The organism is Pseudomonas sp. 20-5, from assembly GCF_056782835.1.
The window spans coordinates 2,365,991-2,382,228 of sequence record NZ_CM165584.1; the positions used below are offsets into that span (position 1 = coordinate 2,365,991).

General features: G+C 65.3%; 23 protein-coding genes and 1 tRNA gene. 16 read left to right on the forward strand and 8 right to left on the reverse strand.

The features are described from left to right. Positions 1-159: 159 nt before the first annotated feature. The 3 genes from AC1RB9_RS11195 to AC1RB9_RS11205 all read left to right on the forward strand — a co-directional run bounded on the left by AC1RB9_RS11195 (position 160) and on the right by AC1RB9_RS11205 (position 2,558). On the forward strand, positions 160-558 hold the full coding sequence (locus AC1RB9_RS11195) for a PA2779 family protein (protein ID WP_003090843.1): 399 nt from the start codon (positions 160-162) through the stop codon (positions 556-558). A 32-nt stretch (positions 559-590) separates the two neighbouring features. Continuing rightward, entirely contained in the window at positions 591-1,520 is a 930-nt protein-coding gene (locus tag AC1RB9_RS11200; protein ID WP_003162463.1) for a PA2778 family cysteine peptidase, read from the forward strand. An 81-nt stretch (positions 1,521-1,601) separates the two neighbouring features. Next, positions 1,602-2,558, forward strand: a complete 957-nt coding sequence (locus AC1RB9_RS11205) for a formate/nitrite transporter family protein (protein ID WP_023464848.1) — start codon at positions 1,602-1,604, stop codon at positions 2,556-2,558. Between the two features lie 50 nt (positions 2,559-2,608). Here AC1RB9_RS11205 and AC1RB9_RS11210 read toward each other — a convergent pair whose 3' ends face one another. After that, a complete protein-coding gene (locus AC1RB9_RS11210) occupies positions 2,609-3,892 on the reverse strand; it encodes an NAD(P)/FAD-dependent oxidoreductase (protein ID WP_003114430.1) in 1,284 nt (427 codons plus the stop codon). 183 nt (positions 3,893-4,075) lie between these two features. Here AC1RB9_RS11210 and AC1RB9_RS11215 point away from each other — a divergent pair. From AC1RB9_RS11215 to AC1RB9_RS11230, 4 genes are all read left to right on the forward strand, one after another. Next, positions 4,076-4,152 (forward strand) — tRNA-Val (locus AC1RB9_RS11215). 191 nt (positions 4,153-4,343) lie between these two features. Beyond that, a complete protein-coding gene (gene tsi4 / locus AC1RB9_RS11220; protein WP_003099162.1) occupies positions 4,344-4,781 on the forward strand; it encodes a type VI secretion system immunity protein Tsi4 in 438 nt (145 codons plus the stop codon). A gap of 4 nt (positions 4,782-4,785) precedes the next feature. Then, the gene (gene tse4 / locus AC1RB9_RS11225) at positions 4,786-5,373 is read left to right on the forward strand and encodes a type IV secretion system toxin Tse4 (RefSeq protein WP_003099160.1); all 588 of its coding nucleotides are present in this window, start codon (positions 4,786-4,788) and stop codon (positions 5,371-5,373) included. A gap of 198 nt (positions 5,374-5,571) precedes the next feature. Continuing rightward, positions 5,572-6,093 (forward strand): hypothetical protein, encoded by a 522-nt coding sequence (locus AC1RB9_RS11230; protein WP_003122551.1) that lies wholly within the window; start codon positions 5,572-5,574, stop codon positions 6,091-6,093. 92 nt (positions 6,094-6,185) lie between these two features. Here AC1RB9_RS11230 and AC1RB9_RS11235 read toward each other — a convergent pair whose 3' ends face one another. Then, positions 6,186-6,356, reverse strand: coding sequence for a hypothetical protein (locus AC1RB9_RS11235; protein ID WP_003099153.1), 171 nt, complete (start codon positions 6,354-6,356; stop codon positions 6,186-6,188). A gap of 263 nt (positions 6,357-6,619) precedes the next feature. Here AC1RB9_RS11235 and AC1RB9_RS11240 point away from each other — a divergent pair, with 263 nt between their 5' ends. After that, positions 6,620-6,841, forward strand: a complete 222-nt coding sequence (locus AC1RB9_RS11240) for a hypothetical protein (RefSeq protein ID WP_003114427.1) — start codon at positions 6,620-6,622, stop codon at positions 6,839-6,841. A 6-nt stretch (positions 6,842-6,847) separates the two neighbouring features. On the opposite strand, the gene AC1RB9_RS11245 is transcribed toward AC1RB9_RS11240, so the two are convergent. Further along, positions 6,848-7,873 carry a diguanylate cyclase gene (locus tag AC1RB9_RS11245; RefSeq protein ID WP_003451910.1) on the reverse strand — a complete coding sequence of 342 codons (1,026 nt, stop codon included), beginning with the start codon at positions 7,871-7,873 and terminating at the stop codon, positions 6,848-6,850. 331 nt (positions 7,874-8,204) lie between these two features. Between AC1RB9_RS11245 and AC1RB9_RS11250 the strand changes: the two genes are divergently transcribed. The 3 genes from AC1RB9_RS11250 to AC1RB9_RS11260 all read left to right on the forward strand — a co-directional run bounded on the left by AC1RB9_RS11250 (position 8,205) and on the right by AC1RB9_RS11260 (position 9,742). Further along, a complete protein-coding gene (locus tag AC1RB9_RS11250; protein ID WP_003114425.1) occupies positions 8,205-8,444 on the forward strand; it encodes a hypothetical protein in 240 nt (79 codons plus the stop codon). 86 nt (positions 8,445-8,530) lie between these two features. Next, positions 8,531-9,310, forward strand: coding sequence for a PhzF family phenazine biosynthesis protein (locus AC1RB9_RS11255; protein ID WP_003114424.1), 780 nt, complete (start codon positions 8,531-8,533; stop codon positions 9,308-9,310). Between the two features lie 21 nt (positions 9,311-9,331). Next, positions 9,332-9,742, forward strand: a complete 411-nt coding sequence (locus AC1RB9_RS11260; RefSeq protein WP_003099138.1) for a nucleotide triphosphate diphosphatase NUDT15 — start codon at positions 9,332-9,334, stop codon at positions 9,740-9,742. Between the two features lie 150 nt (positions 9,743-9,892). On the opposite strand, the gene AC1RB9_RS11265 is transcribed toward AC1RB9_RS11260, so the two are convergent. After that, the gene (locus tag AC1RB9_RS11265; protein WP_003114422.1) at positions 9,893-10,375 is read right to left on the reverse strand and encodes a DUF6632 domain-containing protein; all 483 of its coding nucleotides are present in this window, start codon (positions 10,373-10,375) and stop codon (positions 9,893-9,895) included. A gap of 5 nt (positions 10,376-10,380) precedes the next feature. Beyond that, positions 10,381-11,349: an enoyl-CoA hydratase/isomerase family protein gene (locus AC1RB9_RS11270; RefSeq protein ID WP_003114421.1), complete on the reverse strand. Its 969-nt coding sequence runs from the start codon at positions 11,347-11,349 to the stop codon at positions 10,381-10,383. An 87-nt stretch (positions 11,350-11,436) separates the two neighbouring features. Here AC1RB9_RS11270 and AC1RB9_RS11275 point away from each other — a divergent pair, with 87 nt between their 5' ends. Continuing rightward, entirely contained in the window at positions 11,437-12,018 is a 582-nt protein-coding gene (locus AC1RB9_RS11275) for a TetR/AcrR family transcriptional regulator (RefSeq protein WP_003090825.1), read from the forward strand. A gap of 339 nt (positions 12,019-12,357) precedes the next feature. After that, complete coding sequence (locus tag AC1RB9_RS11280) at positions 12,358-13,257, forward strand: Dyp-type peroxidase (protein WP_003119903.1); 900 nt, start codon at positions 12,358-12,360, stop codon at positions 13,255-13,257. A gap of 47 nt (positions 13,258-13,304) precedes the next feature. On the opposite strand, the gene AC1RB9_RS11285 is transcribed toward AC1RB9_RS11280, so the two are convergent. Further along, complete coding sequence (locus AC1RB9_RS11285) at positions 13,305-14,000, reverse strand: alpha/beta hydrolase (protein ID WP_003090823.1); 696 nt, start codon at positions 13,998-14,000, stop codon at positions 13,305-13,307. Between the two features lie 348 nt (positions 14,001-14,348). On the opposite strand from AC1RB9_RS11285, the gene AC1RB9_RS11290 reads away from it, so the two are divergent. Beyond that, positions 14,349-14,540, forward strand: a complete 192-nt coding sequence (locus AC1RB9_RS11290; protein WP_003099127.1) for a hypothetical protein — start codon at positions 14,349-14,351, stop codon at positions 14,538-14,540. Between the two features lie 14 nt (positions 14,541-14,554). On the opposite strand, the gene AC1RB9_RS11295 is transcribed toward AC1RB9_RS11290, so the two are convergent. Then, positions 14,555-14,743, reverse strand: a complete 189-nt coding sequence (locus AC1RB9_RS11295) for a hypothetical protein (RefSeq protein WP_003090821.1) — start codon at positions 14,741-14,743, stop codon at positions 14,555-14,557. Positions 14,744-15,012: 269 nt separating this feature from the next. Between AC1RB9_RS11295 and AC1RB9_RS11300 the strand changes: the two genes are divergently transcribed. After that, positions 15,013-15,222: a hypothetical protein gene (locus AC1RB9_RS11300; protein ID WP_003090820.1), complete on the forward strand. Its 210-nt coding sequence runs from the start codon at positions 15,013-15,015 to the stop codon at positions 15,220-15,222. Positions 15,223-15,333: 111 nt separating this feature from the next. Beyond that, the gene (locus AC1RB9_RS11305) at positions 15,334-15,678 is read left to right on the forward strand and encodes a cupin domain-containing protein (RefSeq protein WP_003090818.1); all 345 of its coding nucleotides are present in this window, start codon (positions 15,334-15,336) and stop codon (positions 15,676-15,678) included. Positions 15,679-15,720: 42 nt separating this feature from the next. On the opposite strand, the gene AC1RB9_RS11310 is transcribed toward AC1RB9_RS11305, so the two are convergent. Continuing rightward, a complete protein-coding gene (locus AC1RB9_RS11310) occupies positions 15,721-16,092 on the reverse strand; it encodes a hypothetical protein (RefSeq protein WP_003116594.1) in 372 nt (123 codons plus the stop codon). Positions 16,093-16,238 lie beyond the last annotated feature (146 nt).

The following is a 16,238-nucleotide window of genomic DNA, read 5'->3' on the forward strand; positions in this document are numbered from 1 at the left end:
GCCTGGGGGCGGCGGGTCGTCGTCTCGCCAGAGGGGCGGGCATCGGCGCCGAGGCGGCGGAAAACGGCGATCGGGACGATACTCAGGAAAGGTGGGCGTTGCGGAACCAAGCCTCGCCTTCCAAGACTAATAGCCGGGTTTCACGCAGAGGTCATTCCCATGAGAACAACAACAAGCATCCGCCGTGTCGCTGCCGTCCTGGCAGCGCTGCACCTGCTCACCTTCGCCGAGGTTCCGCTCGCCCAGGCAGCGATGATCGGTACTGCGGAAGTCATGCAGCAACAACAGCACAACCTCGATCGCCAGCAACTGCTGAAGATGCTCGACGACCAGGGCGTCCAGAAGAAGCTGGAGGCCATGGGCGTGCCCCGCGACCAGGTGGCGAGTCGCATCAACAGCCTGACCAACGCCGAGCTGGCGCAGTTCAACCAGCAGCTGGACCAGGCGCCGGCGGGCGGCATCATCGGCATCATCGTGTTGTTCCTGGTGATCTTCATCATCACCGACATGCTTTGCGCCACGGATATCTTCAGCTTCATCAAATGCATCAATCGGTGAGGCGGCTGGCAGGGGCACTGCTGGTCTCCGCAATGCTCGGCGGCTGCGCGCAGCCGCCGAGACTGCCGCCGGAAAGCGCGGCGCTGCCCGCGCGGGTGGAGCTGCGCGAAGTGCCGTTCTTCCCCCAGGAAGCCTACCAGTGCGGTCCCGCCGCGCTGGCCACGATGCTCGGCCAGCGCGGCCTGGCGTTGACGCCGGGGCAATTGAAGGACGAGGTGTTCATTCCCGGTCGCGAGGGCAGCCTGCAATTGGAGATGGTCGCCGCGGCGCGCCGCCACGGCATGCTGGTCTATCCGCTGCAAGGCGGACTGGAGAGCGTGCTCGAGGAGGTCGCGGCGGGCAACCCGGTGCTGGTGTTACAGAACCAGGCTTTCTCCTGGTGGCCGCGCTGGCACTTCGCGGTGGTGGTCGGTTTCGATCGGGAGCGCCGCGAACTGGTGCTGCGCTCGGGCATCACCCGGCGCTGGGTTACCGACTTCACCAGCTTCGAGTCGACCTGGAAGCGTTCGGGGCGCTGGGCGGTGCTGACCCTGCCGGGTGACCGCCTGCCGGCCACGGCAGCGGCGGTCCCGTGGCTCAAGGCCGCCAGTGACAGCGAGGAAACCGGCCACCCCAAGGTTGCCCGGCGCGCCTACGAAGAAGCCGTGCGACGCTGGCCTGAGGACGCCTTCGCCTGGTTTGCCCTGGGCAACAGTCGCTACGCCGCAGGCGATTCCGCCGCTGCCGAACAGGCCATGCTCACCAGCGTCGAGCGTCGCGTGGATTTCGCCGCGGGTTGGTTCAACCTGTCCCAGTTGCTGGCGGAACGCGGTTGCGCGGCGCCGGCGCGCCAGGCGCAGGCCTGCGCGCGGGCATTGCAGCCTGGGGAAGCCCGCTTCGCTGCGGCCTTGCCGCAGGCCGTCGCACCCGCGGCTCGGTGCGCCGAGCTGCCGGCCTGTCCCGTTGGCGCACCGCCCCGCTGAGGCGGCGGAGCCGAAGGTTGTCGGAACCCCGTTCCAGCGAGACGGCTCTATACCTGGGAGGACCCCACTCAGGTGCAGAACATGGCCAACGACAAGCGGACTTCGCCCCCCACCCCCCGGCAACCGGCCAAGGGCGGTGCGGCGGGCAAGCGCCAGGGGCATGCGGCGGAGGGCACGCGCAAGCCGCGTGCGCGCGGCGAGGAGCGGAAAGAGAAACCGGCCGACGGACGTTCGGCCACGGCGCTGACCGCCAACGAGCGGCGGGAGATCGACGACAAGCAGCCACCGCGCGCCGCTGTCCTGCACGAGGTGATTCGCGTCCAGGGCGAACACGAGTTGCAGCGCACGCTGGCGGCACTCTGGTGGTCGGCGGTGGCCGCGGGGCTGACCATCGGCCTCTCGTTGATGGGCATGGGCCTGTTCCGCGCTGCCTTGCCCGAGCAGGAGTGGGCGATCATCGTCAGCAGCTTCGGCTATCCCATGGGCTTCCTGGCAGTGATCCTCGCCCGCCAGCAACTGTTCACCGAAAACACCCTGACCGCCGTGTTGCCGGTGATGACCGAGCCGACCCTGGAAAAGGCCTGGCAACTGTTGCGTCTCTGGAGCGTGGTGCTGTTCGGCAATATCGTCGGTACGCTGCTGTTCGCCTGGGCGGTGCTGCATCTGCCGATATTCAATGAAGCGGCCGACGCGGCGTTCCTTGAGATCGGCCGCGAGGTGATGCACAACGACCTGGCGCAAATGTTCGCCAAGGGCATCGTTTCCGGCTGGATGATCGCCACCATGGTCTGGCTGATCCCGGCGGCGGAGGGCGCGAAGATCTGGATCATCGCGATGATCACCTACCTGATGGCGCTGGGCAGCTTCACCCACATCGTGGTGGGCTCGGCGGAGGTAGGCTACCTGGCGTTCGCCGGGGAAATCGGCTGGACCGAGTTCCTGCTGAAGTTCGCCCTGCCTACCCTGGGCGGCAACATCGTCGGCGGTAGCCTGATCTTCGCCCTGATCAGTCATGCGCAGATCCGTAGCGAAGGTTGAGGAGCGGATGGAAAAAACGGCACCCCGGGGTGCCGTTCTGTCGACGCGGACTAGACCCCGAGCTTGTCGCGCAGGCTGTAGTACCAGGCGCCGATGGCGGTGAACGGTACGCGGAACAGCTTGCCGCCGGGGAAGGGGTAGTGCGGCAGGCCGGCGAAAGCGTCGAAGCGCTCGGCCTGGCCGCGCAGGGCTTCGGCCAGGACCTTGCCGGCGACGTGGGTGTAGGTCACGCCGTGGCCGCTGCAACCCTGGGAATAGTAGATGTTGTCGCCGATGCGGCCGACCTGGGGCAGGCGCGAGAGGGTCAGCAGGAAGTTGCCGGTCCAGGCGAAGTCGATCTTCACGTCCTTCAGTTGCGGGAAGGTCTTGAGCATCTTCGGCCGGATGATCGCCTCGATGTCCGCCGGATCACGAGCGCCATAGATCACGCCGCCACCATAGATCAGGCGCTTGTCGCCGGAGAGGCGATAGTAGTCGAGCAGGTAATTGCAGTCTTCCACGCAGTAGTCCTGCGGCAGCAGGCTGTGGGCCAGTTCCTCGTTCAGCGGCTCGGTGGTGATCACCTGGGTGCCGCAGGGCATCGACTTGGCCGCCAGTTCCGGGACCAGGCCGTTGAGGTAGGCGTTACCGGCGACCACGATGAACTTCGCCTTCACCTTGCCTTGCGGGGTATGCACCACCGGGCTGGCGCCGCGCTCGATGCGGGTCGCCGGGCTCTGCTCGTAGATTCTGCCGCCGAGCGACTCCACCGCCGCCGCTTCGCCGAGGGCGAGGTTCAGCGGATGGATGTGGCCGCCGCTCATGTCAAGCATGCCACCTATATAGTTGTCGGTCGCCACCACCTCGCGGATGCGCTTGGCGTCCATGATCTCCAACTGGTTGTGGCCGTAGCGTTCCCACAACTGTTTCTGCGCGCGCAGGTGATCCATCTGCTTCTCGGTGAAGGCGGCGAACACCCCGCCGTCCTTCAGGTCGCATTGGATACCGTAGCGGGCCACGCGCTCGCGGATGATGCGCCCGCCTTCGAAGGCCATCTCGCCGAGCAACTGCGCTTCGCGCTTGCCGACGGTGCGCTCGATCACGTCGATGTCGCGGCTGTAGCTGTTGACGATCTGGCCGCCGTTGCGCCCGGAAGCGCCGAAGCCGACCTTGGCGGCTTCCAGTACGGTGACCTTGAAACCATTCTCCAACAGGAACAGGGCGGTGGAGAGGCCGGTATAGCCGGCACCGATCACGCAGACGTCGGTTTCGACCTCGCCCTGGAGTTCCGGGCGGGGCGGCGCGGGATTGGCCGACGCGGCGTAATAGGAGGAGGGGTAGGGGGTGTGCGGCATCTTGCACCTCTGTTTTTTATTTTTTACGGATGCCCGGATGCTACCCGAGTCGAAATCGGCCGGCTAGCCTCCGTGCAAAATTTTCAACGGACCCCCTGAAAATAAAAATTCCACTTTTTCAGAGAGTTAGCGAAAAAAAAGCTTGACGGTGTTTTTGGGGTCTGTAGAATGCGCGCCATCAGCAGGCACGTAGCTCAGTTGGTTAGAGCACCACCTTGACATGGTGGGGGTCGTTGGTTCGAATCCAATCGTGCCTACCAAACAAATCCCGCGCTGCTGGCGGGGCAAGAAAGGCGATCCGAAAGGGTCGCCTTTTTTCGTTTGCGCCCCGAAAAAGGCCGCTCGGCCCGTGCTCGCCTGGGCTCGCGCTTCATCGCATAGCCGCTATTGACAGCGGGGGCGGTCTTTTCCGACCCTAGCGCCTTCACGGATGATTCAGGCGACAAGGCTCATGACGACCTCTTCCGGTTCGCGTATCGGCGGACTTCTTCACGCTTCCCTTTTTTCCCTGCTCGGACTCGGCCTCCTGCTCGCCGGCGGTTTCAAGACCGTCGAGCGGTACCATTTCCTGCGTACTGCGCAGGAAGCCCAGGGGACGGTCAGCGCCTTGAATGCCGGCGGTTCGCATCCGCAGATCGATTTCACCAGCGTTTCCGGCGAGCGGATTTCCTATCCCCAGGGCGGCTTCATCTTCGGCTACCAGGTGGGCGAGCCGGTTCGCGTCCTCTACGAGGCTGGGCGGCCGGCGGCCAGCGCGATAGTCGACGATGCCGGCGCGCTCTGGGGAACCAGCGCTTTCCTCTGCGGCTTCGGCGCACTCTTCGGTATTGTCGGGTTCAGGGGATTGCTGGGCCTGCGTTCTTCCCAACCGACCTCAAAAGGACATTGAAGTCATGTCGCAACTTCCCATTCCCTTGCCCCTCAACGAGAGTCGCTGGCGCTACGTGACGGCCAGTGGCGGAGGCATGACCGTGGCCTTCCTGGCGGGTAGCGGCGGCTCCATCACGTTGCTCTCGCCGGAGGGTGAGAACGTGTCCTTCCGCTATGGCGGGGTGGGCGGCGGGATCGGACTGGGCATGCGCCTGCCGCGCTTCGGCAAGGTCAACCTCAATGTCAAGGGCAAGAGCGTTGGCGGGGCCGGTGCGCTGGAGGCGTTGCCGAGCACCGGAACCGTCTTGGTCGCGGACGGCCTGGTGGGGCGCGACCTGTCCCGCGGCGACTTCACCGGGCCCTGCATGTACGTCGAACTCGGCGCGGGAGTCATCGCCGGCGGTTCGGGCACGGCGATCCTCTTCGGCCTCGATCCCAAGCTGCTGGCGGCGGTGGCGCTGGCGAGCGCCTCGCCATTGACCGCCGCGCTGGGCGCCAGCATGTCGCGGCAATTACTGCAATCGTCCCGTGGCGCCCTGTTGATGGCCGGGGTCAACGTCGGTGCACAGTTCGGCGGCGGCGCGGCGGCTTACCTGGGGGCGTTGTTCTGATGCAGGAGGGCGATCCGGGAGGATCGCCCTTTTTACCTTGCGCAGGCGTGCGGCGGCCAGGGCTCCGTTGAGTTCCATGGCCAGCGGGGCGGTGGCGGAAATCGTTACCGGCGCGGGGAACGGTCGTCGGAGATTCCGAACCGGCGTGGATCGGTTCTTTCCAAACAAGCCCATCCACTCGTTCGAGGTGTCGTGCTTGTGTCCAGGTTGATCATGCCCGGAGGGCCGTTGTCGCAAGAATCCGATGTCCGGATCTTCTGTTCACCCAAGGAGCGGCTGGACTTCTACCGGCGGGAAATCCACTACGAGACGGGCCAGCTATCCAGTCGGACCAACGCCTACCTGACGGCGCAGTCGTTCCTCGTCATCGCCTATGCCTCGTCGATGGCCAACCTGAACCCGGCCTGGGGCGAGCTGTTCACCCTGGTGGTGCCGGCGCTCCTAGCACTGCTCGGGATCGTCAATTCCCTGCATGCCTGGCCGGGCATCCAGGCATCCTCGGAGATCATCTGCCACTGGCAGTTCAAGCAGTCCTGCCTGTTGCACAGCGATCCGGAGATCGGCCTGGCCTACGATGATTCGCCATTGTTCAGCGAACGCGAGGTCAACCGCGGCAGCTTCGAGAAAACCTTGCTGTTCTCGCGACGCGTGCCGTTCCTGTTCGCCGGCTTCTGGTGTGCGCTGGGCGTGTTTTCGCTCTGGTTGCAACTGGCCGGTTAGCGCTGGTGGCCCATCGCTTCGGCAAGGCTTGGCGTTGGCGGAGGCTTGCCGGCTCGATAGGCGGGCGCCGTCGGATCCGGGAACGCCCGGCGTCAGGGCGCTGCCTGCTCGCAGAGATCGTTGCCGAGGAGGCGCGCGCCCAGGCCGCGAAGCAGGTAGGTCTCGACATGGCTGCCGTCCGGGCAGTCGACTCGGTAGCCGAGCGCCAGGCCGGCGGAAAGAAGAACGAACAGGAACAGGCCGATATGTTGCAGTTTGCTCATGGTGTTTTCTACGAAAGAGGCTTGAGGGCGCAGGCGCTGCGCCGGGCGATTCTAGTGCAATGAGGCAGGGGGAGGAGCCGATTTGCATGCCTAAGCGTTCTACATGGTCCAGGGCGCCCAGCGATTCGACAGTCGCCCTGCGCCGATCGACGGCGAGCCGGGGCGAATCCGGCTGCAACTGCGTCTGTACCTGGGTTGAGCCGTTGACGGGCGCTGTCGCTGCCTTTATAAGACCGCCTCACGCAGCCGGCAGGCAGTCGAAGATGAGCGACGAAGACGATATTCACGAACCCGAACACGATCACCTGCTGGATAACGATTACCTCGAGGACGAGCGTGACGAAGATACGTTCGGCGCGCTCGACGAGCCCGATGCCTGCGGAACCGGCAGGCGACGTTCCTGCGAATATTGCGACGCGGTCCAGGTGCCAGTCGATAGCGAGGGTTTCTCTATCTGCGCCGATTGCGCAGGGCTGGAGGACTAGCCCTGGTCAGACGCTGACCACCCGGTTGCGTCCGGCACGCTTGGCGTCGTACAGCGCGGCATCCGCCCGGGCGAGTGCCCGTTCCGGTTCTTCGCCGCTGCCGGCCAGGGTACAGCCGGCACTGATGGTCACCGGCACGGACGTGCCGGCACAGTCGATCGGGGTCGCTTCCATCAGTTCGCGGATGCGATTGGCGATCATGGTCAGTTCCGTGGTCTCGCAGACCCGGACCATCGCCACGAACTCCTCGCCGCCGAAACGCGCCAGGAGATCTTCCGGCCGCAGCGCCGCGCGCAGTCGCGAAGCCGCCTCGCGGAGGACGCTGTCGCCGGCCCGGTGCCCCAGGGTGTCGTTGATACGTTTGAAATGGTCGATATCGCTGTAGATGATGCCGATGCGCTGGTCGCTGGCCCGCGCCAACTCCAGTTCATGCTGGTGCAGCGCGTGGAAGCCGGCCCGGTTCCACAATTGGGTGAGGGGGTCGAGCAGTGACTTGCGCTGCTCCCGGTCGATCTCCTGGCGCAGGAAGCGGGTGTGCTCGGTGAGGCTGCGTAGCTGGAGATATCCTTCGGCCAGGATCGACAGTCGATTGAGCTGGCGTCCTTCCCGGAGATCCAGAAGCCGCGGGCTCGGGTCGATCAGGCAGAGTGTGCCGATGGCCTGGCCATTGCTGGCGTGCAGGGGCTCGCCGGCGTAGAAGCGGATGAAGGGCGGCCCGGTGACCAGCGGATTGTCGTGAAAACGCGGATCCCTGGAGGCGTCCGTCACCATCAGCGGTTCGCTGGCCAGGATGGCGTGGCCGCAGAAGGACAGGTCGCGCGGCGTCTGTTCGGCATCCAGGCCGATACGGGCCTTGAACCATTGGCGGTCGTGGTCGATCAGACTGATCAGCACGGTCTTCACCCCGAAGGTTTCCCGCGCCAGTTCCACCAGGGCGTCCAGGTAGTGTTCGGCGGGGGTGTCGACCAGCGCCATGTCGTCCAGGGCCTGCTGGCGCAGGGCTTCGTCGGGAGGGAGGGGGCAGGCGAGCATACTGGATCCTGATCACGGTGGAGACTTTCGGTATAGCTGCCGGACAGGCTGAAGGCCAGCCTGGCGTCCGCAGTCGGCGCAAGGGTGAAGAGGGCAAAAAAAATCCCGGCCGCGTGGAGCAGGCCGGGAAAGGATCCAGGGATGTACAGCGCCCACAGCTTATGTCGGCGGCGGTTTCGATGAAGCTGCCGGATCTGGTAGGCGCGATTTTCGCGTCGATGTGTGACCCGCTTCGCCGACTATCCTGGCAAGTGGGGTCGCGAACCAATAGGATTTGCGGGTTTTATTCAATCTGGGTGAATGCGTGCAGGAAATCTACTCTGAAGAACAGATGCGCAAGGCGCTGGGCCTTGCCGAAACGCGACCGAAAAAGGTCCGGACCGAGGCCAGCCAGCCGGTCCGCTACACCATCGTCGAACTGAGCGTGCGCAAGGGCGGGGCGGGATTGCCGCTGCGTTTCGAACATCGCTCGCGCTCCATCAGCAAGGTCACCGCGCAACTGGAAGCGGAGAAGGAAGCCAAGCGCCAGGGTTACCAGGTCTGGGCGCTGCTGGATATCCGTCAGATCTGAGCGAGGCGCCTGCGCGGGGCGCGGCATTGTCCTGGTCTCGGTCCGGCTGCTAAGGTGCGCAGCCCATCGATACAGGAGTCCGGAACATGGAACTGACGATCTTCCAGGTAGACGCATTCGCCGACAGTCCCTTCCAGGGCAATCCGGCGGCGGTCTGCCCCCTCGATGCCTGGCTGGACGACGAGCGCCTGCAGGCCATCGCGGAAGAGAACAATCTTTCGGAAACCGCCTTTGTCGTCGGCCGCGACGGCGACTATCGATTGCGCTGGTTCACGCCGCAGGTCGAGGTGGACCTGTGCGGTCATGCGACCCTGGCGACGGCCTGGGTACTGATCCACAAGCTCGACGACGCTTCCCCGGTACTGCGTTTCGCTACCCGTAGCGGTGAGCTGAGCGTGCGGCGCGAGGGCGACTCGCTGGCGATGGACTTCCCGGCCAAGCGTCCGGAGCCTTGCGCGACACCGGACGGACTGCTGGAGGCGCTGGGTATTGCCGAGGCGGAAGTGCTGAAGACCGACGATTACCTCGTGGTGGTCGACGACGAAAAGACAATCGCCGCCCTGGCGCCTGACTTCGCCCGGCTGAAGGGCTTGCCGTGCCGCGGGGTGGCGGTGACCGCGCGCAGCCAGCGCTTCGATTTCGTCTCGCGCTGGTTCGGGCCCAACGTCGGCGTCAACGAAGACCCGGTGACCGGTTCCGCGCATACCTCCCTGGCGCCGTACTGGGCGCAGCGCCTGGGCAAGACCCGGCTGAGCGCCGAGCAGGGCGGGGCGCGCAAGGGGCGCCTGGAATGCGACGTGCGCGGCGAGCGGGTGGTCATCTCCGGCAAGGCGGCGTTGTACATGAGCGGTACGCTCCATCTCTGATCCCGAAGCAGGAGTACGACGATGCCGGCACCGCAGGTAGGCGTGGGCGTCCTGATCTTGCGGGACGGCAAGGTGTTGCTGGGGCGCCGCAAGGGCAGTCATGGCGCTGGCTGCTGGTCGGCGCCCGGCGGCCATCTCGAGTTCGGCGAGGCGGTGGAGGACTGCGCCCTGCGCGAAGCCCTGGAAGAGACCGGCCTGGCGCTGAGCGAACTGCGCCACGGCCCGTTCAGCAATGACGTCTTCGAGGGGCGCCACTACCTCACCGCGTTCATCCTGGCCGGTTGCGCGGAGGATGCCGAGGCGCGCCTCATGGAGCCGGACAAGTGCGACGGCTGGGCCTGGTTCGATTGGGCCGATCTGCCGGAACCGCTGTTCGCGCCCCTGGCGAGCCTGCGCCGGCGGGGCTATTCGCCCTTCGACCCGAAGCGCTGAGCGACAGGCAAAAAAAATCCCGACCGCGGGGGAGCTGGTCGGGAAATACCCTTGGGGTTCGCACACACCGTGAGCATAGGCCAGTCCGCAACGGCATCAAGAGGAGCCTGTTCGAACTGCTAGGCCCCTTTGGGGGCCGTTCCACTGTCGTCACTTCCGCTCGACGGCGAGCGAAGGGGCTGCCCGCTTGCGTTGCGGTATCCAGAACAGCATCAGCGGCAGCAGCGAGGCCCAGCCCAGCAGGACATCGCCGGCCAGGTGGATGTGTTCGCCGGGCATCAACAGTCCCTGCAGGAACATCAGGCCGAAGTGCGCGGCATTGGCCGCCACGGTGAAGTCGATAAACAGCCGGTGGCGGAAGGGCTGGCTGGCGGCGCGCCAGAGGAATGCGCCCCAGACCAGGTAGATCGTCGAGATCATCAGCTCATAGTGCTGTCCGCCGCCTTGCTGGTCGCCCCAGCGAACCAGGCGGAGCAGCAGGCGCCCGGCGTCGGAGTCGAGCAGCGACTGGTCGAGCCGCAGGAGCAGCGTGGCCAGGGCCAGGCCGAAGAACAGCAGGAAGCCGCCGGCCATCAGGCGAATGCTCAGGGTCAGCCAAGGCGTGGCGGAAACCGGGGAAGGGGAGGCAGTCATGCAGATCACCTGTAGGCCATGTCGATGGCGTTGCCTTCGGTCAGGTCGTCAAAATCCGCACGGCGGAAAGGGCGCTCTTCCCGGGTGATGGTGCGCACCCGTTCGATGTATTCGCGCATGGCGCGGCGGGTATTGCCCTGGGAGGCGGCGGAGAGGAAGCCGGCCTTTTCGCTGGCCATGCCCTCCGTCCAGTCGCGGGAAGCCGCCTGGTAGATCGAACGCTTGATCAGGCGCACCGCTTGCGGTGAGCGCCGGGACAGGCGTTGCGCCAGCGCGTCGGCGGCTTCCAGTAGCTCCTCCGCTGGCGCCAGCCCGTTGACCAGGCCCAGCGCAAGGGCCTGGCGCGGCTCCAGCAGTTGCCCTTCCAGGCACAGCTCCAGGGCCCTGGCTACGCCCAGGCTGCGCGCCAGCATCTGGGTGCCGCCGCCTCCCGGTATCAGGCCGATGAGTACTTCCGGCTGGCCGAGGAAGCGTTCCACCTGGTCGTCCTCGGCCATCAGGCGCAGGTCGCAGGCCAGCGCCAGCTCGCAGCCGCCACCCAGGGCCAGGCCGTTGATCGCGGCGATGAACACCTTGTCCATGCGGCGCATGTGCGCGGTGACCTCATGGAACAGGTTCATGTCGGCGACGCCTGCCAGCAGGGTGCGCCGCAGCAGCTTCCTCGCCCCAGGCAAGTGGCGCAGGAGGCTTTCGCTTTCCAGCAGCAGGCGTGTCAGCCAGGCCGGCATGGAAAAGGTGATAGGGGCGACGGCGCGCTCGATCTCGTCGACGTCGAAGTGGGTCAGGAAGACCCCGTCCGCCGCTCCGGAAAGGATGACGGCGCCGATGTCCTGGCGTTGCTCAAGGTCTTCCAGCAGGTCGGCCAGCTCCTGCATCACCGCCGTGGTGAGGAAGTTCGCCGGGGGATTGTCGAGCAGGACTTGCAGGACGCGTCCTCGTTGTTCTATGCGCAGGTGTCGCGGTGCTAGAGTCATTGCGGCTTCCTCATTGGATAACGAGCGTTATATAACGATCATTGTCCAATGTGACGACATCGTCTCCCCAACCAACGGATAGTCGGCATGCGCTACAAACCGGAACAGAAACAGGCCACCCGCGCCCTGCTGTTGAGCAAGGCCGCTCCGCTGGTGAAGCGCCAGGGCTTCGCCAGCACCGGCCTGGACACCTTGATGAAGGCGGCTGGTCTTACCACCGGGGCGTTCTACTCGCAGTTCTCCAGCAAGGCGGAGTTGCTCGAAGCGATCCTGCAGCGCGAGCTGAGCGCCCAGCACGATGCCTTTCCGCTGGACAGCCTGGAGCAACTGGCCGGCGCCACCCGTCTCTACCTCAGTCGCGGTCATGCGCAGCATGCCGACATGGGCTGCCCGATTCCGGCGCTGGCCGCCGAGGTGGGCCGGGCAGGGCCCGAGGTGCGGGAAACCTTCGAACGGGCCCTGGAACAACGGCAACGGCGGCTGGCCGAACTGATGGGCGACGAGAACCGGGCCTGGGTGCTCACCTGCCTGTCGGTCGGCGCGGTGCTTCTCGCGCGTGCCCAGGCGAGCGAGGTGGCGCGCGACAAGGTCCTGGATGCGGCGCTGGAGCATGCGCTGGGCCTGCTTTCGGCGAGCGGAGCGGTTTCGCCGCAAGCGGACCGGGACTGATTGCACAACTGCAATGTTCGGCGTCTAGCGTCAGGCTTTTCCTCCGACAGGTAAGCCCATGAACGCCCATCATCTCGAACTCGCCAAGGCCCTGGGTGTTTGCCCTTGCCGTCGCCGGCCTGGTGGTCGGTCTCATGCCGATGGAGTTCTGAGCGACGCAGGTTCGACTTCGCGCTTTTCCCTCGTCTTCGAGTGGTCTCTGGCGTTGCACCGGTTTAGGATGCGCGGGTATTTCGGAGCCGCTTCGCTTGGCGTCGCCCGCCGCTGCGCTCCGAAACCGAGCATTGCTCGAACCAGAACGAGATCGAAGGTGCATCGCCACGAGCGGCGCACGGCCTGATGATAGATGGAGGCAACATGAGCGCGGCTCAGCCAGGCATTCTCACCCCGATTCCGGTGGTGGGTCGCTACCTGTTTTTCAGCATTTCCCAACCCGAGCAGGTGGCCGCGACCTTGGCCAGCCTGGCCGCGGCCACCGATGGTTACCAGCTGGTGGTGGGTATCGGCCATTCGCTGATGCTCAGCCTCGGCAAGACCGTCGAGGGCATGAAGGACTATCCGGTGCTCGCCGCGCCCGGCATCGACCTGCCGTCCACGCCCTCCGCGCTGTGGTGCTGGCTGCGCGGCGAGGATCGCGGCGAGGTGACGCTGCGCTCGCACGCGCTGGAACGGTCGCTGGCGCCGGCCTTCCAGCGGACCGGCGCGGTGGATGCGTTCCTCTACGGCGAGGACCGCGACCTGTCCGGCTACAAGGACGGCACCGAGAACCCCAAGGGCGATGCGGCGCTCGAAGCCGCGCTGGTCTCCGGGCGCGGTGCGGGCCTGGATGGCGGCAGTTTCGTTGCTGTCCAGCAGTGGCTGCATGACTTCGACCGGATGCAGGCGATCCCCGGCGAGGAGATGGACAACATCATCGGCCGCCGCAAGTCCGACGATGAAGAACTGGAAGACGCGCCGGCCTACGCCCACGTCAAGCGCACCGAGCAGGAAAGCTTCGAGCCCGCCGCGTTCCTCCTGCGGCGCGGCGCGCCCTGGTCCGACGAGCACCGCGCGGGGCTGTTGTTCGCCGCCTTCGGCCGCTCGTTCGAGGCCTTCGAGGTCCAGTGGCTACGGATGATCGGCGTGGAAGACGGGGTGCTCGATGGCCTGTTCCGTTTCACCCGGCCGATCAGCGGCAGCTACTTCTGGTGTCCGCCCATGGCCGACGGCCGCCTCGACCTGTCCGCCCTCGGCCTCTGAGCCCACCGCGGCAGCAGGCCAGGCCTGCTGCCGCGTCCTGCGCGGCGCTAGTGGGCGGTGGCCACGGCGGCCTCGTCGATCAGCGCCGCTACTTCCTTCGCTCGCGAGGCCAGTGACGCGTGGCTGGCATCGAGGGTGACGATCTTCCTCGGTGCGATCCGCGCGGCCATCCGCTCCTGGTTCTCCGGCGCAATCATGCGATCGGCGCTGGAAATCTGGTACCAGGAGGGCTTGCTCTTCCAGGCCGGGCTGCCGATGGCATCGCCGAAAGTGCTGGCCAGCGGAGCCTTCTGGGTGATGCCCATGACCAGCCCTTCGTCCGCAGCGAGATCCTGGCAGAAGCTTTCGTGGAACCTGTCCGCCTTCACCCAGAGATAGCCATCGCTGTCCGGCGCCAGGTTCGCTGCGGCCAGGGGCAAGTGCTCCTGGGTGATGCCACCGGGACTTTCGCCGCTGTCGGGGGCGAAGGCGGCGATATAGACCAGCCCGACCACATTCGGCTGGTTGCCGGCCTCGGTGATCACCGCGCCGCCATAGGAGTGTCCGACCAGCAGGACCGGCCCCTGTTGCTGCGCGATCATCTTGCGCGTCCGCTCGGCATCGTCCGCCAGCGAGGTCAACGGTAGTTCGACGGCATGCAGGTTGTCGTGGCCGAGGCGTTTCAGTTCGAGAATGACCTTGCTCCAGTGGGCGGCGCCGCCCCAGAAGCCGTGGACCAGGATGATCGCAGGCAGGTTGCTCATCGTGTTGCTCCCTTGTGGGTGAGGGTTGCTGGCATGAGGCATCGCCCGGCGAGCATACGAGGTCGCGATGGGCGGGCGATAGCGGGAGGCGAGGACGTTCGTCGAAAAGAACAACTCCTTGTTCCGGTAGGCGACGTGATATCGGCACGGCGGTATGTTGCAAGTCCGGACCCGACCGATCGGGTTGTCGCGACGGGCATGGAGGGGTGATCGGTCGGTCGGGTTCGCGTCTTTTCGGGGCACCCGAATCTGAAAAAATCTTGCTTCTCGCCATACCGGGGGAGCGGGGCGGGTAGATTTTCTTCCGAATCCTTCACTTTCTACCCGGTCATGGAAAAAGCTCTGAAATTGGCGTCATGCCTCTACGGCCTGCTGATCCTGCTCAGCCTGGCGATGGTCGCCTTCCTCAGCCAGTTTCCGTTTCTCCTCAGCTCGGGAGCGGAAAACCTCTCGATGTCGATCCTGCCGCTGCTGATCCCGCTGATGGTCGGGCTGGTCGTCTGCGAGGCGGTGCGGGCGGTGGTGCCGAAGAAGCGCTAGGCGCGGTGCCGGGATCAGCGGCCGAGAATGCGCTGGCGGCGCAGCCGGTACTGCTCGTAGGGAAGGCCCTGGCGGTTCAGCTCTTCCAGCTGGCGTTCGCTGGCGCTGCGGGAAAACGATTCCTCGACTATCGAGTCCGGCGTGACAGGCTGTGCGCAGGCGCTGACCAGCAGCACGCCCAGGACCAGGGCAATGCGTGGCATGCGATCTCCATGGACTACGGCAGAAGGGAAAAAAAGGCCATTACCAAGCGGGGGGAGGGTTGGTAATGGCCTGTACAAGGGACATTTGCCAGGCCTTGGGGATCTGGCGAAAAAGACGATATCAAGGGGGAATTTGATTAGCCAGCTAACAAAGTGGAATGAAGTTTTGCGGCAGGCGTAACAATTCTGTCCGAATCGTCATTCTTGCGTCACCGCCGGGACAGAGCGGTTTCGGCAGACTGCGGGGGAGTCGCCGAAGGAGATTCGTCGTGGACGATACGCTCAGGTTCGCCTCGCGCTTGTGCAAGTTCATCGTCGCCGCCAGCTTCCTGCTCGTGGCGGTCGCCAGCCTTTGCCTGTGGTGGACGGGCCAGGCCTACGAATACGCGGCGCTGGCGTTCTTTCCGTTCGCCGTGCCCATGCTGCTGCTGATCATGGTCTGCGACCTGCTGGCAGCGCTGAATGGCAGGCGTCGCTGAGCGCCCGGGCTGCCTAGCGCTTTCAGCTAGGCGGATGTCGAACCCAGACAACCGGCGCCCCGCGCGTGGCCCTATGGTGAGGCATTCATCCACTGCCTTCCTGGAGCGACCATGTCAGATTTCATCACCGTACTGCGCGATACCTGTCCCGTACCCGTGCTGGACGCCACCAAGTGGAAGCGGATCGACGGCGATCCGCATACCGTCAACCTCAACGCATACGCCTCGGCGGACGGCAGCAAGCTGATGGGCACCTGGATCTGCACGCCGGGCAAGTGGGAGGTGAACTACGAACGCTGGGAGTTCTGCCACTTCCTCGACGGCTACTGCATCATCACCCCGGAAGGCGAGCAACCGGTGCACCTGAGGGCGGGCGACGTGTTCGTCATCGAGCCGGGCCTGCGTGGTACCTGGGAGGTAGTGGAGACGGTGCGCAAGTACTTCGTCTTCGCCTGACGGTATTGCCGCACGTCCGGGATGCCTGCCGGACGTCGCGCCTCAGTCCTGGTGGACGATGCGGCGGATGGTGCCGCCGCAGGACTGGTAGCAACTGCGGTACTCGTCCTGGCAGTCGTCGCCGAAATCGAAGTTGCGCTGCGGGTAGGGGCAGGACTTGCGCTTCTTCTTGTCGCTGTTCTGCATGCAGTAGTTGTAGGCCGTGCTCTGCGCCTGGTAGAGCGCCTCGTCCTGGCGCTGCTGCAGCTTGGTGAGGGTCTTGCACTGGCGCTTCTCGGCATTGCACTGGCTCACGCAGTGCAGGCCGGCATCGCTGGTCGGCGGAATGTAGGAGTAGCTGACGCTAGGGCCGCAACCGCCGAGCAGCAGGGCAAGACCGAGGAGGGGGAGCAGAAGGTGTTTCCGGAACGGCATTGTCGATATCGATAAGCAATGGCAAGCGAGAGCGAATGCTATCACTGGCTTTCCGAAGCTGTACGGCTCTACCCGATAAGGTTGAACTGGCGCACGAAACGCAAAAAAGAAAACCCCGGGACTGGCCCGGGGTTCTCGTCGCGCTC